Source organism: Candidatus Symbiopectobacterium sp. 'North America', assembly GCF_015762685.1.
Taxonomy (GTDB): domain Bacteria; phylum Pseudomonadota; class Gammaproteobacteria; order Enterobacterales; family Enterobacteriaceae; genus Symbiopectobacterium.
Genome location: NZ_PEHF01000055.1, coordinates 28,725 through 47,164 on the forward strand (window position 1 = coordinate 28,725; position 18,440 = coordinate 47,164).

At 49.2% G+C, this 18,440-nt stretch carries 24 protein-coding genes; 13 read left to right on the forward strand and 11 right to left on the reverse strand.

All coding sequences use genetic code 11. From position 1 onward, the window contains the following. The first annotated feature begins 3 nt into the window (after positions 1 to 3). The 9 genes from fliJ to fliR all read left to right on the forward strand — a co-directional run bounded on the left by fliJ (position 4) and on the right by fliR (position 6,122). Positions 4 to 450: a flagellar export protein FliJ gene (gene fliJ / locus CS369_RS12580; RefSeq protein WP_196907357.1), complete on the forward strand. Its 447-nt coding sequence runs from the start codon at positions 4 to 6 to the stop codon at positions 448 to 450. Next, on the forward strand, positions 447 to 1,787 hold the full coding sequence (locus CS369_RS12585) for a flagellar hook-length control protein FliK (protein WP_196907358.1): 1,341 nt from the start codon (positions 447 to 449) through the stop codon (positions 1,785 to 1,787). Before fliJ ends, CS369_RS12585 begins: the two co-directional genes overlap by 4 nt. A 155-nt stretch (positions 1,788 to 1,942) precedes the next feature. Further along, positions 1,943 to 2,422: a flagellar basal body-associated protein FliL gene (fliL, locus tag CS369_RS12590; RefSeq protein WP_196907359.1), complete on the forward strand. Its 480-nt coding sequence runs from the start codon at positions 1,943 to 1,945 to the stop codon at positions 2,420 to 2,422. Positions 2,423 to 2,427: 5 nt separating this feature from the next. Further along, a complete protein-coding gene (gene fliM, locus CS369_RS12595; protein WP_196907360.1) occupies positions 2,428 to 3,441 on the forward strand; it encodes a flagellar motor switch protein FliM in 1,014 nt (337 codons plus the stop codon). Continuing rightward, entirely contained in the window at positions 3,434 to 3,844 is a 411-nt protein-coding gene (gene fliN, locus CS369_RS12600) for a flagellar motor switch protein FliN (RefSeq protein ID WP_196907361.1), read from the forward strand. The genes fliM and fliN overlap by 8 nt, the downstream gene beginning before the upstream one ends. Further along, positions 3,844 to 4,272: a flagellar biosynthetic protein FliO gene (gene fliO / locus CS369_RS12605; protein ID WP_196907362.1), complete on the forward strand. Its 429-nt coding sequence runs from the start codon at positions 3,844 to 3,846 to the stop codon at positions 4,270 to 4,272. Before fliN ends, fliO begins: the two co-directional genes overlap by 1 nt. A gap of 29 nt (positions 4,273 to 4,301) precedes the next feature. Continuing rightward, positions 4,302 to 5,042 carry a flagellar type III secretion system pore protein FliP gene (fliP, locus tag CS369_RS12610; protein WP_196907377.1) on the forward strand — a complete coding sequence of 247 codons (741 nt, stop codon included), beginning with the start codon at positions 4,302 to 4,304 and terminating at the stop codon, positions 5,040 to 5,042. Between the two features lie 19 nt (positions 5,043 to 5,061). Beyond that, complete coding sequence (gene fliQ / locus CS369_RS12615; protein WP_195312453.1) at positions 5,062 to 5,331, forward strand: flagellar biosynthesis protein FliQ; 270 nt, start codon at positions 5,062 to 5,064, stop codon at positions 5,329 to 5,331. 2 nt (positions 5,332 to 5,333) lie between these two features. Next, positions 5,334 to 6,122 carry a flagellar biosynthetic protein FliR gene (fliR, locus tag CS369_RS12620; RefSeq protein ID WP_196907363.1) on the forward strand — a complete coding sequence of 263 codons (789 nt, stop codon included), beginning with the start codon at positions 5,334 to 5,336 and terminating at the stop codon, positions 6,120 to 6,122. 189 nt (positions 6,123 to 6,311) lie between these two features. On the opposite strand, the gene flgL is transcribed toward fliR, so the two are convergent. From flgL to flgB, 11 genes are all read right to left on the reverse strand, one after another. Then, positions 6,312 to 7,274, reverse strand: coding sequence for a flagellar hook-associated protein FlgL (gene flgL / locus CS369_RS12625; protein WP_196907364.1), 963 nt, complete (start codon positions 7,272 to 7,274; stop codon positions 6,312 to 6,314). Positions 7,275 to 7,304: 30 nt separating this feature from the next. Then, positions 7,305 to 8,993 carry a flagellar hook-associated protein FlgK gene (gene flgK / locus CS369_RS12630; protein ID WP_196907365.1) on the reverse strand — a complete coding sequence of 563 codons (1,689 nt, stop codon included), beginning with the start codon at positions 8,991 to 8,993 and terminating at the stop codon, positions 7,305 to 7,307. A gap of 120 nt (positions 8,994 to 9,113) precedes the next feature. Further along, on the reverse strand, positions 9,114 to 10,085 hold the full coding sequence (gene flgJ / locus CS369_RS12635; RefSeq protein WP_196907366.1) for a flagellar assembly peptidoglycan hydrolase FlgJ: 972 nt from the start codon (positions 10,083 to 10,085) through the stop codon (positions 9,114 to 9,116). Then, positions 10,085 to 11,194, reverse strand: a complete 1,110-nt coding sequence (locus tag CS369_RS12640; RefSeq protein WP_196907367.1) for a flagellar basal body P-ring protein FlgI — start codon at positions 11,192 to 11,194, stop codon at positions 10,085 to 10,087. Before CS369_RS12640 ends, flgJ begins: the two co-directional genes overlap by 1 nt. A 20-nt stretch (positions 11,195 to 11,214) precedes the next feature. After that, positions 11,215 to 11,925, reverse strand: coding sequence for a flagellar basal body L-ring protein FlgH (gene flgH / locus CS369_RS12645; protein ID WP_374191061.1), 711 nt, complete (start codon positions 11,923 to 11,925; stop codon positions 11,215 to 11,217). A 130-nt stretch (positions 11,926 to 12,055) separates the two neighbouring features. Then, positions 12,056 to 12,838 (reverse strand): flagellar basal-body rod protein FlgG, encoded by a 783-nt coding sequence (gene flgG / locus CS369_RS12650; RefSeq protein WP_196907368.1) that lies wholly within the window; start codon positions 12,836 to 12,838, stop codon positions 12,056 to 12,058. A 28-nt stretch (positions 12,839 to 12,866) separates the two neighbouring features. Next, positions 12,867 to 13,619, reverse strand: a complete 753-nt coding sequence (locus CS369_RS12655) for a flagellar basal body rod protein FlgF (RefSeq protein ID WP_196907369.1) — start codon at positions 13,617 to 13,619, stop codon at positions 12,867 to 12,869. A gap of 21 nt (positions 13,620 to 13,640) precedes the next feature. Beyond that, entirely contained in the window at positions 13,641 to 14,882 is a 1,242-nt protein-coding gene (flgE, locus tag CS369_RS12660; protein ID WP_196907379.1) for a flagellar hook protein FlgE, read from the reverse strand. An 86-nt stretch (positions 14,883 to 14,968) separates the two neighbouring features. Beyond that, on the reverse strand, positions 14,969 to 15,646 hold the full coding sequence (gene flgD, locus CS369_RS12665) for a flagellar hook assembly protein FlgD (RefSeq protein WP_196907370.1): 678 nt from the start codon (positions 15,644 to 15,646) through the stop codon (positions 14,969 to 14,971). A gap of 17 nt (positions 15,647 to 15,663) precedes the next feature. Then, positions 15,664 to 16,068 (reverse strand): flagellar basal body rod protein FlgC, encoded by a 405-nt coding sequence (flgC, locus tag CS369_RS12670; RefSeq protein ID WP_196907371.1) that lies wholly within the window; start codon positions 16,066 to 16,068, stop codon positions 15,664 to 15,666. A gap of 28 nt (positions 16,069 to 16,096) precedes the next feature. Then, positions 16,097 to 16,516, reverse strand: coding sequence for a flagellar basal body rod protein FlgB (gene flgB, locus CS369_RS12675; protein WP_196907372.1), 420 nt, complete (start codon positions 16,514 to 16,516; stop codon positions 16,097 to 16,099). Positions 16,517 to 16,698: 182 nt separating this feature from the next. Here flgB and flgA point away from each other — a divergent pair, with 182 nt between their 5' ends. From flgA to CS369_RS12695, 4 genes are all read left to right on the forward strand, one after another. Next, positions 16,699 to 17,346 (forward strand): flagellar basal body P-ring formation chaperone FlgA, encoded by a 648-nt coding sequence (gene flgA, locus CS369_RS12680; RefSeq protein ID WP_196907380.1) that lies wholly within the window; start codon positions 16,699 to 16,701, stop codon positions 17,344 to 17,346. Between the two features lie 146 nt (positions 17,347 to 17,492). After that, positions 17,493 to 17,789, forward strand: a complete 297-nt coding sequence (gene flgM, locus CS369_RS12685; protein ID WP_196907373.1) for a flagellar biosynthesis anti-sigma factor FlgM — start codon at positions 17,493 to 17,495, stop codon at positions 17,787 to 17,789. A 5-nt stretch (positions 17,790 to 17,794) separates the two neighbouring features. Next, positions 17,795 to 18,232 carry a flagella synthesis protein FlgN gene (locus CS369_RS12690; RefSeq protein ID WP_196907374.1) on the forward strand — a complete coding sequence of 146 codons (438 nt, stop codon included), beginning with the start codon at positions 17,795 to 17,797 and terminating at the stop codon, positions 18,230 to 18,232. A gap of 106 nt (positions 18,233 to 18,338) precedes the next feature. Continuing rightward, a partial coding sequence (locus CS369_RS12695) for a hypothetical protein (RefSeq protein WP_374191062.1) occupies positions 18,339 to 18,440 on the forward strand: 102 nt, incomplete at its 3' end.

Here is an 18,440-nt window from a genome sequence, read left to right on the forward strand (position 1 = left end):
CAGATGAAAACGCAGTCATCGCTGGTTACACTACGTGAATTAGCCCAAAAAGAGGTCGAAAAAACAGCGACCCAATTGGGACAAGTGCGTAAAGCCTATCAACAAGCTGAACAACAACTGAATATGCTGTTAAACTATCAGGAAGATTATCGCGGTAGGTTACAAGTGACGATGTCTGAGGGCATGGCCAACACCAGTTGGCAGAATTTCCAGCAATTTATTCAAACGCTGGACGTCGCTATTGATCAGCATCAGAAACAACTGCAACACTGGAATTCGCGCCTAGATCTGGCGATGAAAACCTGGCAGGAAAAGCAAAAGCGCCTCAATGCGTTCGAGACGCTACAAGAAAGAGAAGATATCAGGCAGCTCGCGCACGAGAATCGCCTCGATCAAAAACGGATGGATGAATTTGCCCAACGGGCCTCTCTGAGGAAAACAGATTTATGATGCTGCCAATCGTTACCACAACAGCAAGCACCGGCGTCAGTGACACAGCAGGATCGGCTTCGGGGTTGCCTACAACGGATCAACTGCCTCAGAATTTCGTTCAACTGTTATCTCTGCACCTGCCGAAAAAAGCGGCCACCACCGCCGTGCCATCTGAAAACACTGCGGCGCTGAGCGGAAAAGACAGCAAGCAAAAGCTGTTGGATGCGTTGACAGCACAAGATATTGATTTAAGCCAGCAGGATTTGAATACCCTGCTCAACGTCGTTAACGGGCAAGATAATCTGGATGACAAAACGTTATCAGAACTGGTGACGTCATTACGCAAGTCTTTTGCTCAAGGCAAAGACACCTCCCTTGAGAAGGGCAGCGCCGAGGCTTCATCAACCGACATCCAAGCAGTGCAAGCGCTGATGGCGATGTTATCGCTAGTAGTAACACCTGCAACTACGCCACAAAGTGGCGAGATGTCGTCTTTGCTTCAGGCAACACAGTCGCTGTCAATACCTGGTTTGAATCAGTCAGCACAGCAAAATACCGCTTATGGCGCAACCGCGTCCGCCTCCTTGTTTGGTACACTGGCCGCGCGCGATGCGCTGACTAGCGGGAGTGATACGCTGTCAACAGCAGCATCCAATGCCAAGAATAGCCGTGCAACATCAAACTATGCGTCGCGCATCCAGGCACAGGTTGATGATAGCAGCGCCATGCAGGATAAATCGGCAGTTGTGGCCCACACCATCGCCGATGTAACCAAACAGGATAGCAATGGCACCCAAATACCGTTGACCGCACATACGACCCCGGTGAATCTGGCACCCAATGCACAGACCTCAATGATGAACAACATTGCACAACCGGGTGCGACCGTGCAGTTAAATGCGCAATTAGGCACAACCCAATGGCAGGACTCCCTTGGTCAGCAAATCATTATGCTCAGCCGCAACGGGCAGCAAAGCGTACAATTACGGTTGCACCCTGAAGAGCTGGGCACATTGCATATTTCGCTGCGACTGGATGATAATCAGGCTCAAATCCATTTAGCATCGGCAAACAGTCAGGTGCGTAGTGCCCTTGAGGCTGCGTTACCTCACCTGCTTACAGCCATGGCAGAAAGCGGTATCAACCTCGACCAAAGCAGCGTAGCGAGTGATAATAGTGGTTGGCAACAAACCCAACAGCAAATGGCGAGCAGTAACAACGATACCGGTGATAACAACGCATCTTATCGGCAGCAATTTGCGTCTTCCGCGCCCTATGGTGATGAAGTAAGTGAGATTGATATGTCAAGCACAGTCCGCGCAAGACCAGTGAGCGGTGTCGATATTTTTGCATAAACATTAGGTAAACGAACAAGTTAGCGCGATTTTTCTGGTTTATTCCTTGTATTGAATGGACGAATAGACCGGATAATCATTAACATCATATATTCATTTAGTGCTGCTCCATATTGGCATTAGATATTGATTAATAACAGGAATTCTCTTTGGCTATGTCTGACATGCAAGCTGGTTCACGGCGTAAGCGATCTATCTGGGTGATACTGCTTATTATCATTGCGCTGGCGGCAACAGGAGCTGCGGGCGTAGCATGGTGGATCTTGTACCACAAGTCCTCTTCTGCTGAGCAGCAAGTGGCATCGCCGCCTCCAGCGCCCGTATTTATGCCGTTGGACACGTTCACTGTCAATTTGGTCAATGCTGACAATAACCCCGAACGGGTACTTTATGTCGGTTTCACATTGCGTCTGTCAGACGAAGAAACCAGAACACGCTTGACGAATTATCTCCCTGAGGTGCGTAGCCGCTTGTTATTGCTGTTGTCGCGTCAGGATGCCATCTCCTTGGCAAATGAGCAGGGTAAGCAAAAGCTGATTGAACAAATCAAGCAGGTGCTTAGCCCCCCACTTGTCCCCGGACAGCCGAATCAGGTCGTTACTGACGTGTTATTCACTGCCTTTATTTTGCGGTAATTTTTATGGGCGATAGCATTCTCTCTCAAGCAGAAATTGACGCATTGCTCAACGGCGGCAGCAGCGATGATGCCAGCAGTGTTGGCGCTGCCACGAAATCGGACGATGATGTCAAGCCTTATGATCCCAATACGCAGCGACGTGTCGTTCGTGAACGTATGCAAGCGCTGGAGATCATCAATGAACGCTTTGCACGTCAATTCCGTATGGGGTTGTTCAACCTGCTACGACGTAGCCCGGACATCACCGTTGGTGCAATTAAAATACAGCCTTACCATGAGTTTGCGCGCAACCTGCCGGTGCCGTCGAACCTTAACCTGATCCACCTGAAACCGTTGCGTGGCACGGCGCTGTTCGTGTTTTCGCCAAGTCTGGTGTTCATTGCGGTAGACAACTTGTTCGGCGGTGATGGCCGGTTTCCCACCAAAGTGGAAGGACGCGAGTTCACGAACACCGAGCAGCGTATCGTAAAACGCATGTTGCGTTTGGCGCTTGACGCCTATGGCGAAGCCTGGAATGCCATCTACAAACTCGACATCGAGTATGTGCGTTCTGAGATGCAGGTAAAATTCACCAACATCACGACATCACCGAACGATATTGTGGTGATTACGCCTTTTCATGTTGAAATCGGTACGCTGTTGGGGGAGTTCAGCATTTGCATCCCTTTCTCGATGATTGAACCGTTGCGCGAAGTGCTGACCAATCCCCCCTTGGAAAACTCCCGCCAGGAAGATAAGAATTGGCGCGAAACGTTAGCTAAGCAAGTGCAACATTCTGAATTGGAGTTAATGGCCAATTTTGTTGATATACCGCTGCGGCTTTCCAAAGTATTAAAACTTCAGCCGGGTGATGTATTGCCTATTGATAAGCCCGATCGCATCATTGCTCACGTTGATGGCGTTCCGGTACTGACCAGTCAATACGGCACGCTGAATGGGCAATATGCATTACGCGTCGAACATTTGATTAACCCTATTTTGAATTCTCTAAATAATGAGGAACAGCCCAATGAGTGACACCAAGCAACCGTCCGACGACAAGGAATCCGTGGACGATCTGTGGGCTGATACGTTTAACGAGCAACAAGCCGCAGAAAAACCAAGCGCAACGGACAATATCTTCAAAAGTCTGGAGCCTTCCGATGCACTCGGCAGCTTGCAGGATATTGACCTTATCCTCGATATACCGGTAAAATTGACCGTTGAACTCGGCCGCACCAAGATGACTATCAAAGAACTGCTGCGCTTAACGCAGGGTTCCGTGGTGGCGTTAGATGGGTTAGCGGGTGAACCCTTGGATATTCTGATCAACGGCTATCTGATTGCTCAGGGTGAAGTCGTGGTGGTATCGGATAAATATGGTGTACGTATTACCGATATTATTACGCCTTCTGAGCGGATGCGTCGTTTGAGTCGCTAATGGCTGATACCCAACCTCTTGCTCCTGCGCGGTCGGCACCTATCTCTCAGGCCACGACGCAGGTTACCACCGCCCCCTTCCCTACCAGTACGCTGCTTACTCAGGTAGGCACCGTGCTGGTGGGTGTTTTGATGCTCATTCTGGCGATTGCCTGGGTGGTGCGTAAGCTCGGGTTACCCCCCCCTGTCAGACAAAATAAGCTGGTCAAGGTAGTTTCAAGCTGCCAGATCGGGCAACGCGAACGCGTTGTGGTGGTCGAAATTGAGGATACCTGGCTGGTACTGGGTGTAACGACACAACAGATTACGCCGTTGCACACGCTGCCCGTTCAAGAAATGGATGACGCGCCTGCTGGCGAGATGGCCACACCAGCCAATTTCCGGCAATTATTACACAAAGTTATCAAACGTCCGGAAAAATCGGAATGAAAGTGCGTCTTCATATTCCATCGTTATCAATGCTGAAGCGCGGACTGCCGGCACTCGCTGCCATCCTGCTGCTCTTTACACCCGCTGTCTGGGCAAAGTTGCTGGGAATTATCAGCCACCCCCTCGCCAATGGCGGTCAGAGTTGGACCTTACCGGTTCAAACGCTGGTGTTCCTGACGTCATTGACGTTTATTCCGGCAACCATGCTGATGATGACCTGTTTTACGCGCATCATCATCGTCCTGGGCTTATTGCGTAACGCATTAGGTACGCCTACCGCTCCCCCCAACCAGGTGCTGTTGGGTTTGACGCTGTTTCTGACTTTTTTCATCATGTCTCCGGTGCTAAACCGGGTTTACGATGAGGCTTATGTGCCGTTCAGTCAGGATCAGATCAGCATGCAAACGGCCATTGAGCGCGGTGCTCAACCTCTACGCGAATTCATGCTGCGCCAGACACGGCAATCCGACCTGGCGTTGTTTACGCGCTTGGCTCAGATGGGCGAGATCCAGGGGCCAGAAGCGGTTCCTATGCGTGTTTTGGTCCCTGCATTTGTCACCAGTGAATTGAAAACCGCCTTCCAGATTGGCTTTACCATTTTTATCCCATTTTTGATTATCGACCTGGTGGTTGCCAGTGTGCTGATGGCGCTCGGTATGATGATGGTGCCGCCGGCCACCATTTCGTTGCCGTTCAAGCTTATGCTATTTGTGCTGGTAGACGGATGGCAATTGTTGCTCGGTTCACTCGCGCAAAGTTTTTACAGTTAATTCCTACTAAGGTCGCCCGATGACGCCAGAATCCGTAATGGCTTTAGGCTATGAAGCAATGAAGGTCGCACTGGCGCTCGCAGCCCCACCTCTGCTATCAGCGCTGTTCAGCGGATTGATAATCAGTCTGTTGCAGGCTGCAACCCAGATCAACGAAATGACGCTCTCCTTCATCCCAAAAATTCTGACGGTGTTTTTCACGCTGGTGATTGCGGGACCCTGGATGCTTAGCTTGATGCTGGATTACATGCGCACGTTGTTCGGCCAACTGCCGACGATCATTGGCTAACCATGCTGACGCTTGATAGCACACAGTGGGAAATTTGGTTCAATCAGTTCCTGTTTCCCTTGATACGCATTCTGGCGTTAATTACCACGTGCCCGGTATTCAATGAGCGTACAATCCCGGCTCGCGTGAAAATCTGCCTCGGCATTGTCATTACCCTCCTAGTCGCCCCCTATTTGCCGGTCAATACCACACCGATATTTTCCGCTGGTGGCGTCTGGATCATTCTGCAACAGTTACTTATCGGTGCTGCGCTTGGGTTCACCATGCAATTGGCCTTTGCTGCAGTCAGGCTGTCGGGCGAACTAATCGGTATGCAGATGGGATTGGCATTTGCCACCTTTTTCGATCCCACTGGTGGACCCAACATGCAAGTGCTTGCACGTTTTCTGAATATCATGGCCATGTTGTTGTTTATGGCTTTCAATGGTCATTTATGGATGATATCCCTGATCGCCGATAGCTTTCATACGCTGCCTATTAGCCCCGCACCGCTGAGTAGTGATGAATTTTTGGGCCTGGCGCGTGCAGGAAGTTTGATATTCATTAACGGTGTGATGCTCTCACTGCCTTTGATTACGCTGTTGCTGGCACTCAATATTGCTTTAGGGTTACTGAATCGCGTTGCGCCGCAGCTTACCGTTTTTGTGATTGGCTTTCCGCTTACGTTGACTGTCGGTATCATGACGGTTGGTATGCTGCTTTTTCTGCTGGCTCCCTTTGCTGAACATCTTTTTGGTGAGGTATTCGATATCCTCGCCGATGTGCTGACGCGGCTTACCATCACTCCCTGAGGTTATCCCAGTCAATTCGACGTTAAGATAGAAAATTATTGTTGGGAGAGTTCGGTACAAAAAAGAGATAAAAAAAGGGGAAAAAAGAGATAAGTAAAACAAAAGCGGCACGTCATTATTGAAATGACATGCCAAAAGAATACGCCCGGTTTAAGCGTATTCAAATCTGTGCCGCATCACTGTAGTCAATTACCAATTAATCTGAAACAGTGACATACCCGACATATTTTTATATGTGGTATAAGCAGCTTGTAATGAAGCTTGTTGCATAACATAAGTCGAAATAGCAGATACCCAGTCCGTATCCACTAATGCGCTTTTTGCCTGCGAGTTTGCTATCGTACGGTCAGCCCCAATCGCATCCAACTGATCAAGTTCTTCTAACTGAATACCGAGCGTAGACTGAACAGACGAGACGTTATTCAGTGAGTTCCGAAGCCCTCTATTTGCCGTATCCAGTGAACTCTGAAGCGCTTCACGCGCCGCATTATCACCGTCAGCAATCGGTGTTTTCAGCACATTGATAGCGATATCCAATGTAGCAAACAGATCTTTTTGGATAGAGCCATCGGGCTCTTTCACTGCATCACCCGTCGCACTGTTGAATACCTGTGGTCCAATATTACTTACCGTCATGGTGCGACTGGAATCAACTTGTTGCGATATTGCCGTATGACCACCCGTGTAGGTTACTACTTTGGTTATAGGGTCTTGCACATAAGGTGCTGTTGTCGTCTGATAGCCTGCGAAAATATAATTACCATTGCCATCCGTAGTATTGGCAATATTCAGTAATTGTGCTTTCAGCCCTTCAAGAACTTCGGCTTGAGTGTTACGGTCATCGTTACTTCCAACACCACCGGCGCTGATCACGGTTGTCGAAGCCGAGGTTACCGCCGTGACAACGCTTTCCAGCACGGTCAATTCCAGTGACATATTTTGACGAGAAAAAGTTCTGGCCAAAGTAAATTGAGAAGTTTCCGCCTGCGCCTGCCCGATCATGACGGCCTGAGAGGCAGCGATCGGATCGTCAGAAGGTGTCGAGACTTTCGTACCACTGGCTAATTGCTCGCCAACTTTCTGCCAAATTGACTGACCATTCAGAATACCATTCATATTCTGCTGATATATCATGCTAGTGCTTAAGCGCATGGTATAAGTTCCTCTTTATTCGATCGCCAATTAGCTGCGGATAGATAACAACGCGTCAAAAAGTGCCTGTGCGGTTTGAATCACTTTCGCATTGGCCATGTAATACTGCTGGTAACGCATCAGATCGCCATATTCTTCGTCCAGATTGACACCCGATACGGACTGTTGCTGAGCAGTGAGCTGTGTAACAACGTTCTTTTGTATGGTACTGTTGATCTTCAACGTGTTGGTTTGGTTACCAATATCACCCAAGATACTGGCGTAGGCACCGGTAAATGTCGCGGTATTACCCACAATTTTTTCATTCTGCAACGCCAAGAGTGCCTTGGCATTGGTGTTGTCACTTGGACCACCTGATTCGCCGGGCACTTCGTTGCCATTTTCATCCAGCTTGGTTGAAGCTGCAGCCACTTTATTCGGATCGCTGATGGCCACTTTCATATCAATGATGACATCACTTACCGGTTTAAGCAGATAAGTATCACCTGCCGCTGTTGGGGTGGCACCATCTGTAATCGTGACTTCAAGTCCATCAAACGAAAGCTTGCCATTGGCATCCGGAGTCAGCCCCGTTATCGTGGTATTAGTAGCGGTACGCGTGATATCCCATGAAGTGCTATTGAAACGCATCGAATAATCTGTTGCCTGCACCGATTTTGTATCGGTGTAGGTCGCATTTAACACCGCATTACCGGTATTTTTGCTATTTTCGTAAACAACAGGTCCGCCAAATTGGAAGAAATCATCGCCAGAAACACCGTTATAGTCATACCCGGCTTTATGTTGGGTATTAAACGCATCCGCGAACGCCAGCACCAATTGGTTGACCTGATTACGTGTAGTATCAAGGGTATCAGTTCTGAAAGAAATTAACCCACCGAGCTTACCCCCGGATAAGGTGCTGTCACGGAGCTCACTAACACCAACGGTCGGATAGTCATACCCCACAGCAACAAGCTGTGGATCGCTGCTAGAGGGAATAGTCACCAAATCAAAGCTGCGCGTGCTATGAACCAAGTTCATGCCATTCTTGAGTGAAACATTGTAAATAGAGCCATCTTGAATTGTGACGTTCACGCCCACCAATTTGTTGAGTTTATCCACCAACAAATCGCGCTGATCGAGCAAATCGTTAGGTTGAGCCCCCTGATTAGCCCCCTGCAAACACGTAATCTCTTTATTCAGATTAGCAATCTGACTGATGTAGGTATTTACCTGCCCAACCACACTTTTGATTTCGCTATTAATGCTTGATTCCATGTCACGCAAGTATTTATCGGTAACCTGAAACTGGTTTACCAACCCTTGCGCTTTGCCGATCATGGTTTGACGGGCTGATGAGTCGCCAGCATTATTCGCAACGTTTTGCAGGTTGGTAAAAAACTCCTGCATGGATGTAGAGAGATTGGTTGTACTGCTTGCCAGCAAGTTATCAATTTTCGATATCTGTTCGTAGCTGGTAGTTACCGAACTACTGGTGGCTTGTGCTGAGAGCAATTGGCTGGCAATAAATTTGTTATAATCACGATTAATGGATACGAGATTCACGCCATTACCGATATAAACACCGCCTGTGCTTGTTCCTGTGGCCTGTTCAATTAGCGCAGTCTGTCGGCTGTATCCAGTCACCGCCTGATTACTGATATTGTTGCTGACTGCACTCAATGCTGCCTGTGCTGCCTTCAACCCACTCATCGCGGTATTTACCAAATTGAACATGTAAACTTCCTTTCTACAGGCGTGAATGCCGTACACGTTGAGAATATGACGAAAGTGCGTTATTCACTTTCATCGCTGATTCAGGTTATCGGCAAAACAGGGAAAATCTTCAGAAAAAAATCAAAATAGTTGGCTTAAATCATGTGTGTAAGCCTTAACTGCTTTTTCACTGGTATTCTTCATTTGTTGAATCATGGTGATCAATTTTTGCGCATACTGAGGATCGGTAGCATAGCCTGCGCGCTGCAAGGCGTGGGCAGCTTTCTCAGCACTGCCTGCTGCTGCCACATTGCTATAACGTGGGTTGTTGGTCAGCAATTTGACGTAATCACCCAACGCATCCATATAAGAATCATAAACACGGAAGCTCGCCTTGGCCTTTTTCGCCACGCCATCTTCATATTCGGTGGTGGTGATTTCGGTAACAGGACCATCCCAATTGCTACCCGCTTTGATACCAAACAGGTTGTGACTCGGACGACCATTCGCCGTTGGAATTTCGCGTTGTCCCCAACCGGACTCTAGTGCGGCCTGAGCCATAATCAAGTGATGAGGGATCCCGCTTTGCTGGCTGGCAATCTGCGCAGGCACAGCGAGTTGCGAAACAAAATTGCTGCTGGAGAGCGGCAACGCCGAGCCGCTGGAAGGTAATTTTGGTAAGGCTTTACGCACCATCTGCTCTACCTCGGCTGTCGGCATTGTTCTGAGCAGTGTACCGTCAAAACGTAATGGAACTGCTGGAACACTTTCCTCGGCCATGGTGGAGGAAAGTGTTCCTACATTCTGCGTAGCCGTAAGTTGCTTAACCATAACATCAGCCAACCCCAGCCCTTTGCCAGATGCAATTTGCTGCCCCACCTGCTGATCATACATTGAGGTATAGAGCCGCGTTTGGTCGTTATTGAGCAGCCCATCCTCTATAGAAGCCGAACGCATACTTTTCATCATCAGTTGAACAAAAATGCCTTCCATCTGGCGCGCTACTGCCCGAATTCCCTCTTTGCTTTGCGGATCGGTAGAAACTTCGCGCTTGAGTGAATTGAGTGACTGCGCGTCATACGCGGCATTATTGAGCGACTGAATATCGGCCATTAGATGATTTCCAGTTTAGCGCGCAGACAACCTGCACTCTGCATTGCTTGTAAAATCGACATCAACTCCATCGGTGTCGCACCCAATGAATTCAGTGCGCGCACTACGTTATTCAGATTGGCGCTGGCGTTAACCCGCTGTAATGCACCGCCACCCTGCTGGAGTGATATTTCGGTTTGAGGAGTGACTACGGTTTGCCCACCCGCCAGCGGCGTATTTGGTTGGCTTACAATATTTTGCTGGTTGATAGTGACAGAGAGATTACCCTGCGCAATCGCACAACTTTGCAATGTCACTTCACGGTTCATTACCACTGAGCCGGTGCGAGAGTTAACGATAACCTTGGCATCCTGCACGCCGATATTCACATCAAGATTCTGTACGTCTGCCAAAAAGCGCACCTGAGAACTGTTGCCACGAGGGGTGATCACCTGAATAGTGCGTGAGTCAACTGGCGTGGCGCTTCCGCCCAGACCGGAGCGATTAATGGCATCACTCACACGCTGCGCCATGGAGAAATCATCCTGCTTTAATTGCAGCATGATCAGGTTGGAAGCACCAAAGGTCGAAGGCAGTTCCCGCTCAATCACTGCGCCGTTAGTAATACGACCGCCCGCCAATTGGTTGACTTGCACGCTGCTGCCGCCGGCGGCCGCACCTGCGCCGCCGACCAGTACGTTACCTTGCGCCAACGCATAGACCTGGTTATCAACCCCTTTTAACGGAGTCATCAATAGCGTGCCACCGCGTAAACTTTTGGCATTACCCATTGAAGAGACAACCACATCAATGGCTTGCCCTGCACGGCCAAAGGCAGGGAGTTTGGCTGTCACCATTACTGCTGCCACGTTTTTCAACTGCATGTTGATGCCTGCCGGCACAGTGATACCCAACTGTGACAACATGTTGGTCAGGGTTTGCGTGGTAAACGGTGTTTGCATCGTCTGGTCACCAGACCCATCAAGCCCCACAACCAAGCCATAACCAATCAGGGAGTTTTCCCGCACGCCTTGTATGTCGACAAGGTCACGGATCCTGTCGGCCTGCGAACTCGCAGGCAGGAAAGCCACCAAGGCTAACATCAGGCTAAAAAACGACGCGATCCGCATTCGGTACCTCTTCACTTAGCTTAGAACGGAGAAACGTTGAGGAAGAAACGCTGCAACCAACCCATGTTTTGCGCTTCATTGATATAGCCGTTACCCACATATTCGATACGGGCATCGGCCACCTGAGTCGAAGGCACAGAGTTAGTACCGCTGATGGCTCTCGGGTTCACAACACCAGAAAAGCGTATAAATTCAGTGCCTTGATTGATAGCAATCTGTTTTTCGCCCACAACCTGCAAATTACCGTTCGCTAACACCTGCCCCACTGTCACCGTAATGGTACCACTGAAGGTGTTGTTAGCATTGGCTCCACCTTTGCCGGTAAAATCATTTTTGCCTGAGGCTTCAAGGTCAGCGCGATTATTACCTAATGGACCTTCCAGATAGCGCGGTGCAGTCGTCACACCAAATGACGAGGAGCCGTCGCGGCTGGCAGAAGCCGACGAGCTCTTACTTGCACTGACATTTTCCTGCAAAACGATGGTCAATATATCACCCACATTTCTCGGGCGACGGTCTTCAAACATCGGCTGATAGCCATAATTCATAGGCTGAACAGCTTGGAAGATAGATCCATTTGGCGCTGCTGTCGTGGGTGGCGCTGGTTGCGCGGACGTGGGGCCGTTAACCACTTTATCATGAGGAATATAAGCGCAACCGCTTAGCGTCAACATCATGACCAACACCAGCGATTGCGGCTGGCACAACAAATTGGTAACCGGCCTTTGCATCATCATCACTACGGATATCACCTTAAAAGATTGCCCATTTATTAATACTCAACGGGGCAATGACAGAATAAACCGGATATCAAATGTATTGCCGTTTTATCCACACCATCGCCCCGTTAATCGCCCAGTTTTACAGCTGGGTCAATTTCTGCAACATCTGATCGGAGGAAGATATAGCCTTACTGTTTATCTCATACGCACGCTGCGTCTGGATCATTGAGACCAATTCTTCTGCCACGTTGACGTTAGAGGTTTCTACAAATTTTTGATACAACAGGCCAGCCCCGTTCAAACCAGGGTTGGTTTCATTGGGCGCACCTGAACTGGTTGTTTCCAGATAGATATTTTCACCAATGCTTTCCAAGCCGCTGTCATTGATAAAGGTCGCTAACGTCATTTGCCCAATCTGGTTCATTGCCGTCTGCCCTTGCAACTTGACACTGACAATACCATCGCGACCAATGGTGAGCTCCGTGGCATTGGCAGGAATCGTGATGGCTGGCTGAACCAGATAGCCACTTGAGGTTACCAACTGGCCATTACCGTCCAGTTGAAATGCGCCGTCACGGGTATATGCCGTCGTACCATCAGGCATCTGCACGTGGAAAAAACCTTGCCCACTGATAGCAACATCCTTGGAGTTTCCGGTGTCCGACATCCCGCCCTGAGTATGAATTCGCTCAGTAGACACTGGGCGAACACCGGTACCCAATTGTAAACCAGAAGGCAGCGCTGTCTGTTCCGACGACTGAGCACCTGGCTGGCGAATGGTTTGATACAGCAGGTCTTCAAACACGGCGCGTTGACGTTTGAAGCCATTGGTGCTGACGTTCGCCAAGTTGTTGGAGATAACGTCCATATTGGTTTGCTGTGCGTTCAAACCGGTTTTTGCAATCCACAACGAACGGATCATAAAGCAACTCCTTCACGCAAATGGCGTGTTAGCTTATTGCCAATAGTTGATTGGCACTCTGAGCATTAGTGTCGGCACTGCTAATCACTTTCATCTGCATGTCAAAGCGACGTGAGTTAGCAATCATATCGACCAGGGCACCGACTGAATCGACATTGCTGCCTTCAAGAACGCCGGGCATGATTCGTACAGTGGGGTCATTCTGTAATACGTTGCCGCGCTGCTGCTGGGCCGCTTGGGTCAAACGAAATAAACCGTCGTCAGAACGCGTTACTTCTTGCCCGGTTGCCTTCACCAGTTTCAACCGACCTAGCTGAGCTATCGTATTGGGAGCATCGCCTGCATTGAGTGAGGAGATAGTACCATCAGCGGAAATACTGATTTGCGCATTGGGTGGAATCTCAATCGGGCCGTCGTCTCCAACGACAACGCGCCCCTGGATGGTCAACTGACCATCAGCATTGATCTCCATATTCCCATTGCGAGTATAGGCTTCACCATTTGCGGTTTGCACTGCCAACCAACTCTCTTTTGGCAGTGCAATATCCATGGAGCGCCCGGTGTAATCCATCACACCTTCCGACATATCCGCCCCGGGAGTAGAGGCCACCACCAGAGTACGCGTTTGTAACGTCGGTCCATTGATAGGTACAGCGCGCAACGCAGCCAATTGGGCCTTGAAACCTGGTGTTGACGCATTCGCCAGGTTGTTGGTCGTGATCGCTTGCTTTTCAAGTGACTGGCTAGCTCCGCCCATCGCGGTATAAATAGCGTGATCCATGGAATATCTCCGCTAAAACGATTAACGCAAGCTGACCAGTGTTTGCAGAATGGAATCCTGCGTTTTGATAGTCTGCCCATTAGACTGGTAGAAACGCTGAGCAACGATCAAACCCACCAACTCTTTACTCATATCCACGTTGGAACTTTCCGTCATATTGCCAAGCAACGACCCAAGGCTCCCCACTCCAGCCTGTCCAATAACTGGCTGACCAGATGTTTCCGTACTAGCCCAGACGTTATCTCCCTGGATGGATAGCCCTTCCGGGTTAGAGAAACTGGCCAGCGCAATCTGTCCCAACGGTTGTGTTCTGTCGTTGGAGTATTTACCGGTGATGACACCACCATCACTAACGCGATAACCGACCAAGTTTCCGGGCGGATAACCATTTTGCGTAGGCGTTTTGTTGCTGTTCGCACCAAAGTTCTGTTGCACGCTGCCAGCAAAATCAAGCGTGAAGGTCGATGCCAGAGAACCATTCATTGACGGTAGTGGAATGGTGCTGGCTCCTGTGATACCATTTGAAACAGGCTCTGTACCAGTTGTAATCGTCTGCGTCTGTGATTTCAACGCGCCGCTTTCCGTAAACGCCAGTGCAATTTTAGTGAAACCAGTACCGGTTACTGAGCCATCCTGCACGTTTACAGTCCAGGCGTTATCGCCCGTTTTTTCGAAATACAGCCCGATGTTATGTGGATTGCCCAATGTATCGTAGACGGTAATCGATCCCTTATAGTTAGCTGTTTCCGGGCTATCAGGATCGAAGACCTGAACGGCATCGGATGAATTAAGGTTGGCGATAATTGACGCGACAGTCGTCTGTTGGGCAGGCATCGCTGTTTCAGGGATAGTCAACGGTACCGGATCAGCCCCTTGCTGAATAACGGGCGGCGTGCCAACAACCAGATAACCGGTCAATTGCATGCCTTGCATATTAACGATATTGCGGGTAGCACCATCCAGTGTGAACTGACCATTGCGGCTAAAATACACAGAACCACTACTGTCCTGCACACGGAAGAAGCCATTACCACTGATCGCAACATCCAGTGCTCGTGAACTGGAATTTAGTGAGCTATTCCCGAAATCCTGCAATGTGGACGAAACCTTTGTTCCTAAGCCAGTGCCACCAGCAAACATATCTGCAAATGCAATGGTACCCGCTTTAAACCCCACAGTTGACGAGTTGGCAATGTTATTGCCAATTACGCTCAGCTGTTTCGATGCGGCATTCAAGCCGCTAACCGCTTGATAAAAACTCATGGTGATCTCCGGATGAGTCAGTTCATTCATGCTTCAGAACCGAGTTTCGAGGTAGGCCAGATTCTGTGCTCAATGCTGTCTTTCAGTTACAAAATCTGCCGCACATCATTCAAGGTCGCTTTGCCTTGCAGCCCAAAATTCAGTTGGGCACCAGAGTCATTGCGAACAACCCCATTAACCAAGGCATAACGTAATGGCTGTACAGTTTGTTGAGCCCCATTCGTGCTGGCCGCAACAGTAAAGGTATAGGACCCATCAGAAGCAGCAGTACCGTCTGCCAACTTGCCATCCCAATCCCAAGAGTGCACACCGGCGGTCAGTGCACCAAGTTCAAGGGTGCGCGCTACCTTACCTGTACTGTCAGTGATGGTAACAGTGACGTTTTCTGCCGTACTTTCAAGCTCAAGGCCAAACGGTGTGCTGGTATCATTACCCACCAAAATCTCGTTTCCGGGAACCATCACACCATGACCAATCAGACTCGTTGCCTGAATAGACTGGTTATTGTTGATCTGCCCAGAAATAGAACTGAGTGTGGTGTTGAGCTTCTCAATCCCACTTACGGTGTTCAACTGCGCCAACTGACTGACCAATTGGTTGTTGTCCATCGTTTTAGTGGGATCCTGATTCTTTAACTGAGCGACCAGAAGCGTCAAAAATTGCTTCTGTAGATCAGCACTGGTGTTTGCCGTTACGGAGTTTGACGAGCTGCTGGTACTGCTCGTTTTACTGGCGGAAGTGGTATCATTAATCGTTACCGACATTTACACGAATCTCCTAGTTATTGCCCGATAGTCAATGTTTTCAGCATCATCGTCTTCGTGGTATTTAGCACCTCGACGTTGGCCTGATAACTGCGCGATGCAGAAATGGTGTTGACCATCTCCGCGACCGGATCCACGTTTGGCATACGGACATAACCTTGCCCATCCGCCAACGGATTACCGGGTTCATAAACCAAACGCGCGGGGGAAGGGTCTTCGATTACGTTGGAGACGCGCACTCCTCCCGTTGCCTGACCTGCCGGCGCATTTACTTCAAAAACAACCTGCTTGACACGATAGGGTTGCCCATCTGGACCAGTCACACTGTCTGCGTTCGCCAGGTTACTTGCACTGACGTTCAAACGCTGGGATTGCGCTGAGAGTGCGGAACCGGAAATATCAAATATGCTTAGCAGTGACATAACGCCTTAGCCTCCTCTTCCATCACCCTCAGGATGAACCTGATTGCAGTACTGACATCATGCCTTTAATCTGACCACCCAATACGGTAAGACTGGTTTGATATTTTAGGCTGTTGTCGGCAAAATTGGTACGTTCACGATCCATATCAACGGTGTTACCATCCAGGGCAGGTTGATCGGGAACGCGATACAGTAAATCAAATTCTGGCGGCTGAAAATTCTGTGCCGGGATATGACGAGTGGAGGTGGTTTTCAACGCAATCCCCGTGCCGCTCACTCGGCCTTGCTCCATTACTTTGTTGAGCTGGCTGGCAAAATCGATATCGCGCGCCTGATAACCCGGCGTGTCAGCATTGGCGATATTCGCCGCCAAGATTTCTTGTCGTTGGGCACGCAGATTCAACGCTTCCTGTTGAAACCGGAATGAGGCGTCAAGTTTGTCGAGCATGCTCCCTCCGCAAATGAGAATTTGGAGTAGGTAGGATAATTCCTATGCTGATACTGCCATCGCGAGAATAAGCGTGAAATGCAACGCTATTTATTGCCTTAACGCACCGCAGAGATCTTTACACTAGATAATGCAGTGATCTTCAAGAGGTGAAGTCAGTGAAAAACCCATTTTATTCCGCTATTTTTGCGCTACTGACCAGCCTGATAGGGAATGTGCACGTTGCCGTTGCAGCCGATTTACAGGCTCAACTCGATCAATTTTTTCATGCGCGTTTTCCGGACAAGCACAGCAGCGTCACCGTTATGATTAAATCGCCGCCGGAACAATGGCCACAGTGCGAAGCTCCCGTGCTGGCGTTGTCAAACAATACTCGCGTATGGGGTAATGTCAGCGTATCCGTTCGTTGTGGCGACCAACGGCGTTTCATTCAGGCCGAAGTACAAGTCACAGGGAATTACCTGGTGAGCGCTCGGCAATTACGCCGCGGAGTCGCTTTGACTACATCGGACCTGAGACAAACGACAGGGCGATTAGACCTGTTGCCGCCACGTGCGTTGTTGTTGCCTAAAGATGCTATAGGGGCCGTGTTACTGCGCGATCTGTCGCCGGGGCAACCATTGACCAGCGCCATGCTTCGTCGTGCATGGATAGTTAAATCAGGCCAAACGGTGCAGGTGCTGGCGCAAGGCGTAGGGTTTAGTATTAACAGTGAAGGAAAAGCAATGGGTAACGCTGCTGTTGGTCAATCTGTGCGCGTGCGTATGGCATCAGGCCAAATCGTCAGTGGTGTTGCGGGTGAAGACGGTGTTATTTATATTGCGCAATAATAAATTAAAGTATTCGTCATTGTTGCCGATGATATCTACAGAATAAATTTTGCGTCGCCCTTTCCTTTCGTGTGGCGTTTATGTAAATCTGAGTGGAATCAGGTTATTATTTAACCTTTTGACACCTTATTTTAGAAGGTAACATTATGAGCATTGAACGTACCCAGCCGCTGAAACCTGTCACTCAAGTACAGTCTCGCGACGCCAGTGAAGCGACGAAGCAAAAACGTGTACAAACGCCCACCCAAAGCAAAGTGACGGGAACCCAGGTTAAGCTGAGCGATGCGCAAGCTCGTTTGATGCAGCCTGGCACACAGGATATCTATATGAATCGTGTGGAAACGCTGAAGCAGGCCATTCGCGATGGTTCTTTACAGATTGATGCGGGTAAAATCGCAGATGCACTGATCAAAGATACTCAAGACTTTTTGGCGAATAATTGATAACTATGGAAAAATTGCGAACAACGCTTGATGCGGTACTCGATACCCTGGACCAGTTGAACACTATCTTATCAGAAGAGCAAACCCTGCTCTGTGCTGGTCATATTAACAGCGTTGCTTTACAGAAGGTCACTGATACTAAAAGTGCCACCTTGGCAACTGTGCAATACCTTGATAAGAATCGGCAGGAAATTGAAAATCGCTTGCAGCTTCATGCTCCCTACGAATCAGACGCTGTGCTATTCGAACGTTGGCAGGCTATTCAAGCATTAACGGCTCATTTGCATGATATGAACAAGCACAATGGTATGTTGCTAAATCAGCATATTTCCTATACTAATGAGGCCATTGCGATACTGAAACCTCTCCATGGTCAGAGTCTTTATGGCCCTGATGGACAATCATCAGGATTGGTGGTCGGCGGCATAAAAATCAATTTATAACACTAAATAACTTTGCGTAATAATAGATCACTTGAAGGGAACTCAGTCCGAGTTGCGCGATCTGATCAATCGCCAAATCAAAACAAACCACCAACCGGACTGAGCAATGCCGATCATAGCAGCAATCCCTGATGAAGAACGACAGCGGATGCGTAAAGAAGCCCAACAGACCCGCGATAAAAACCACGCCAGACGTCTTATTGCCATA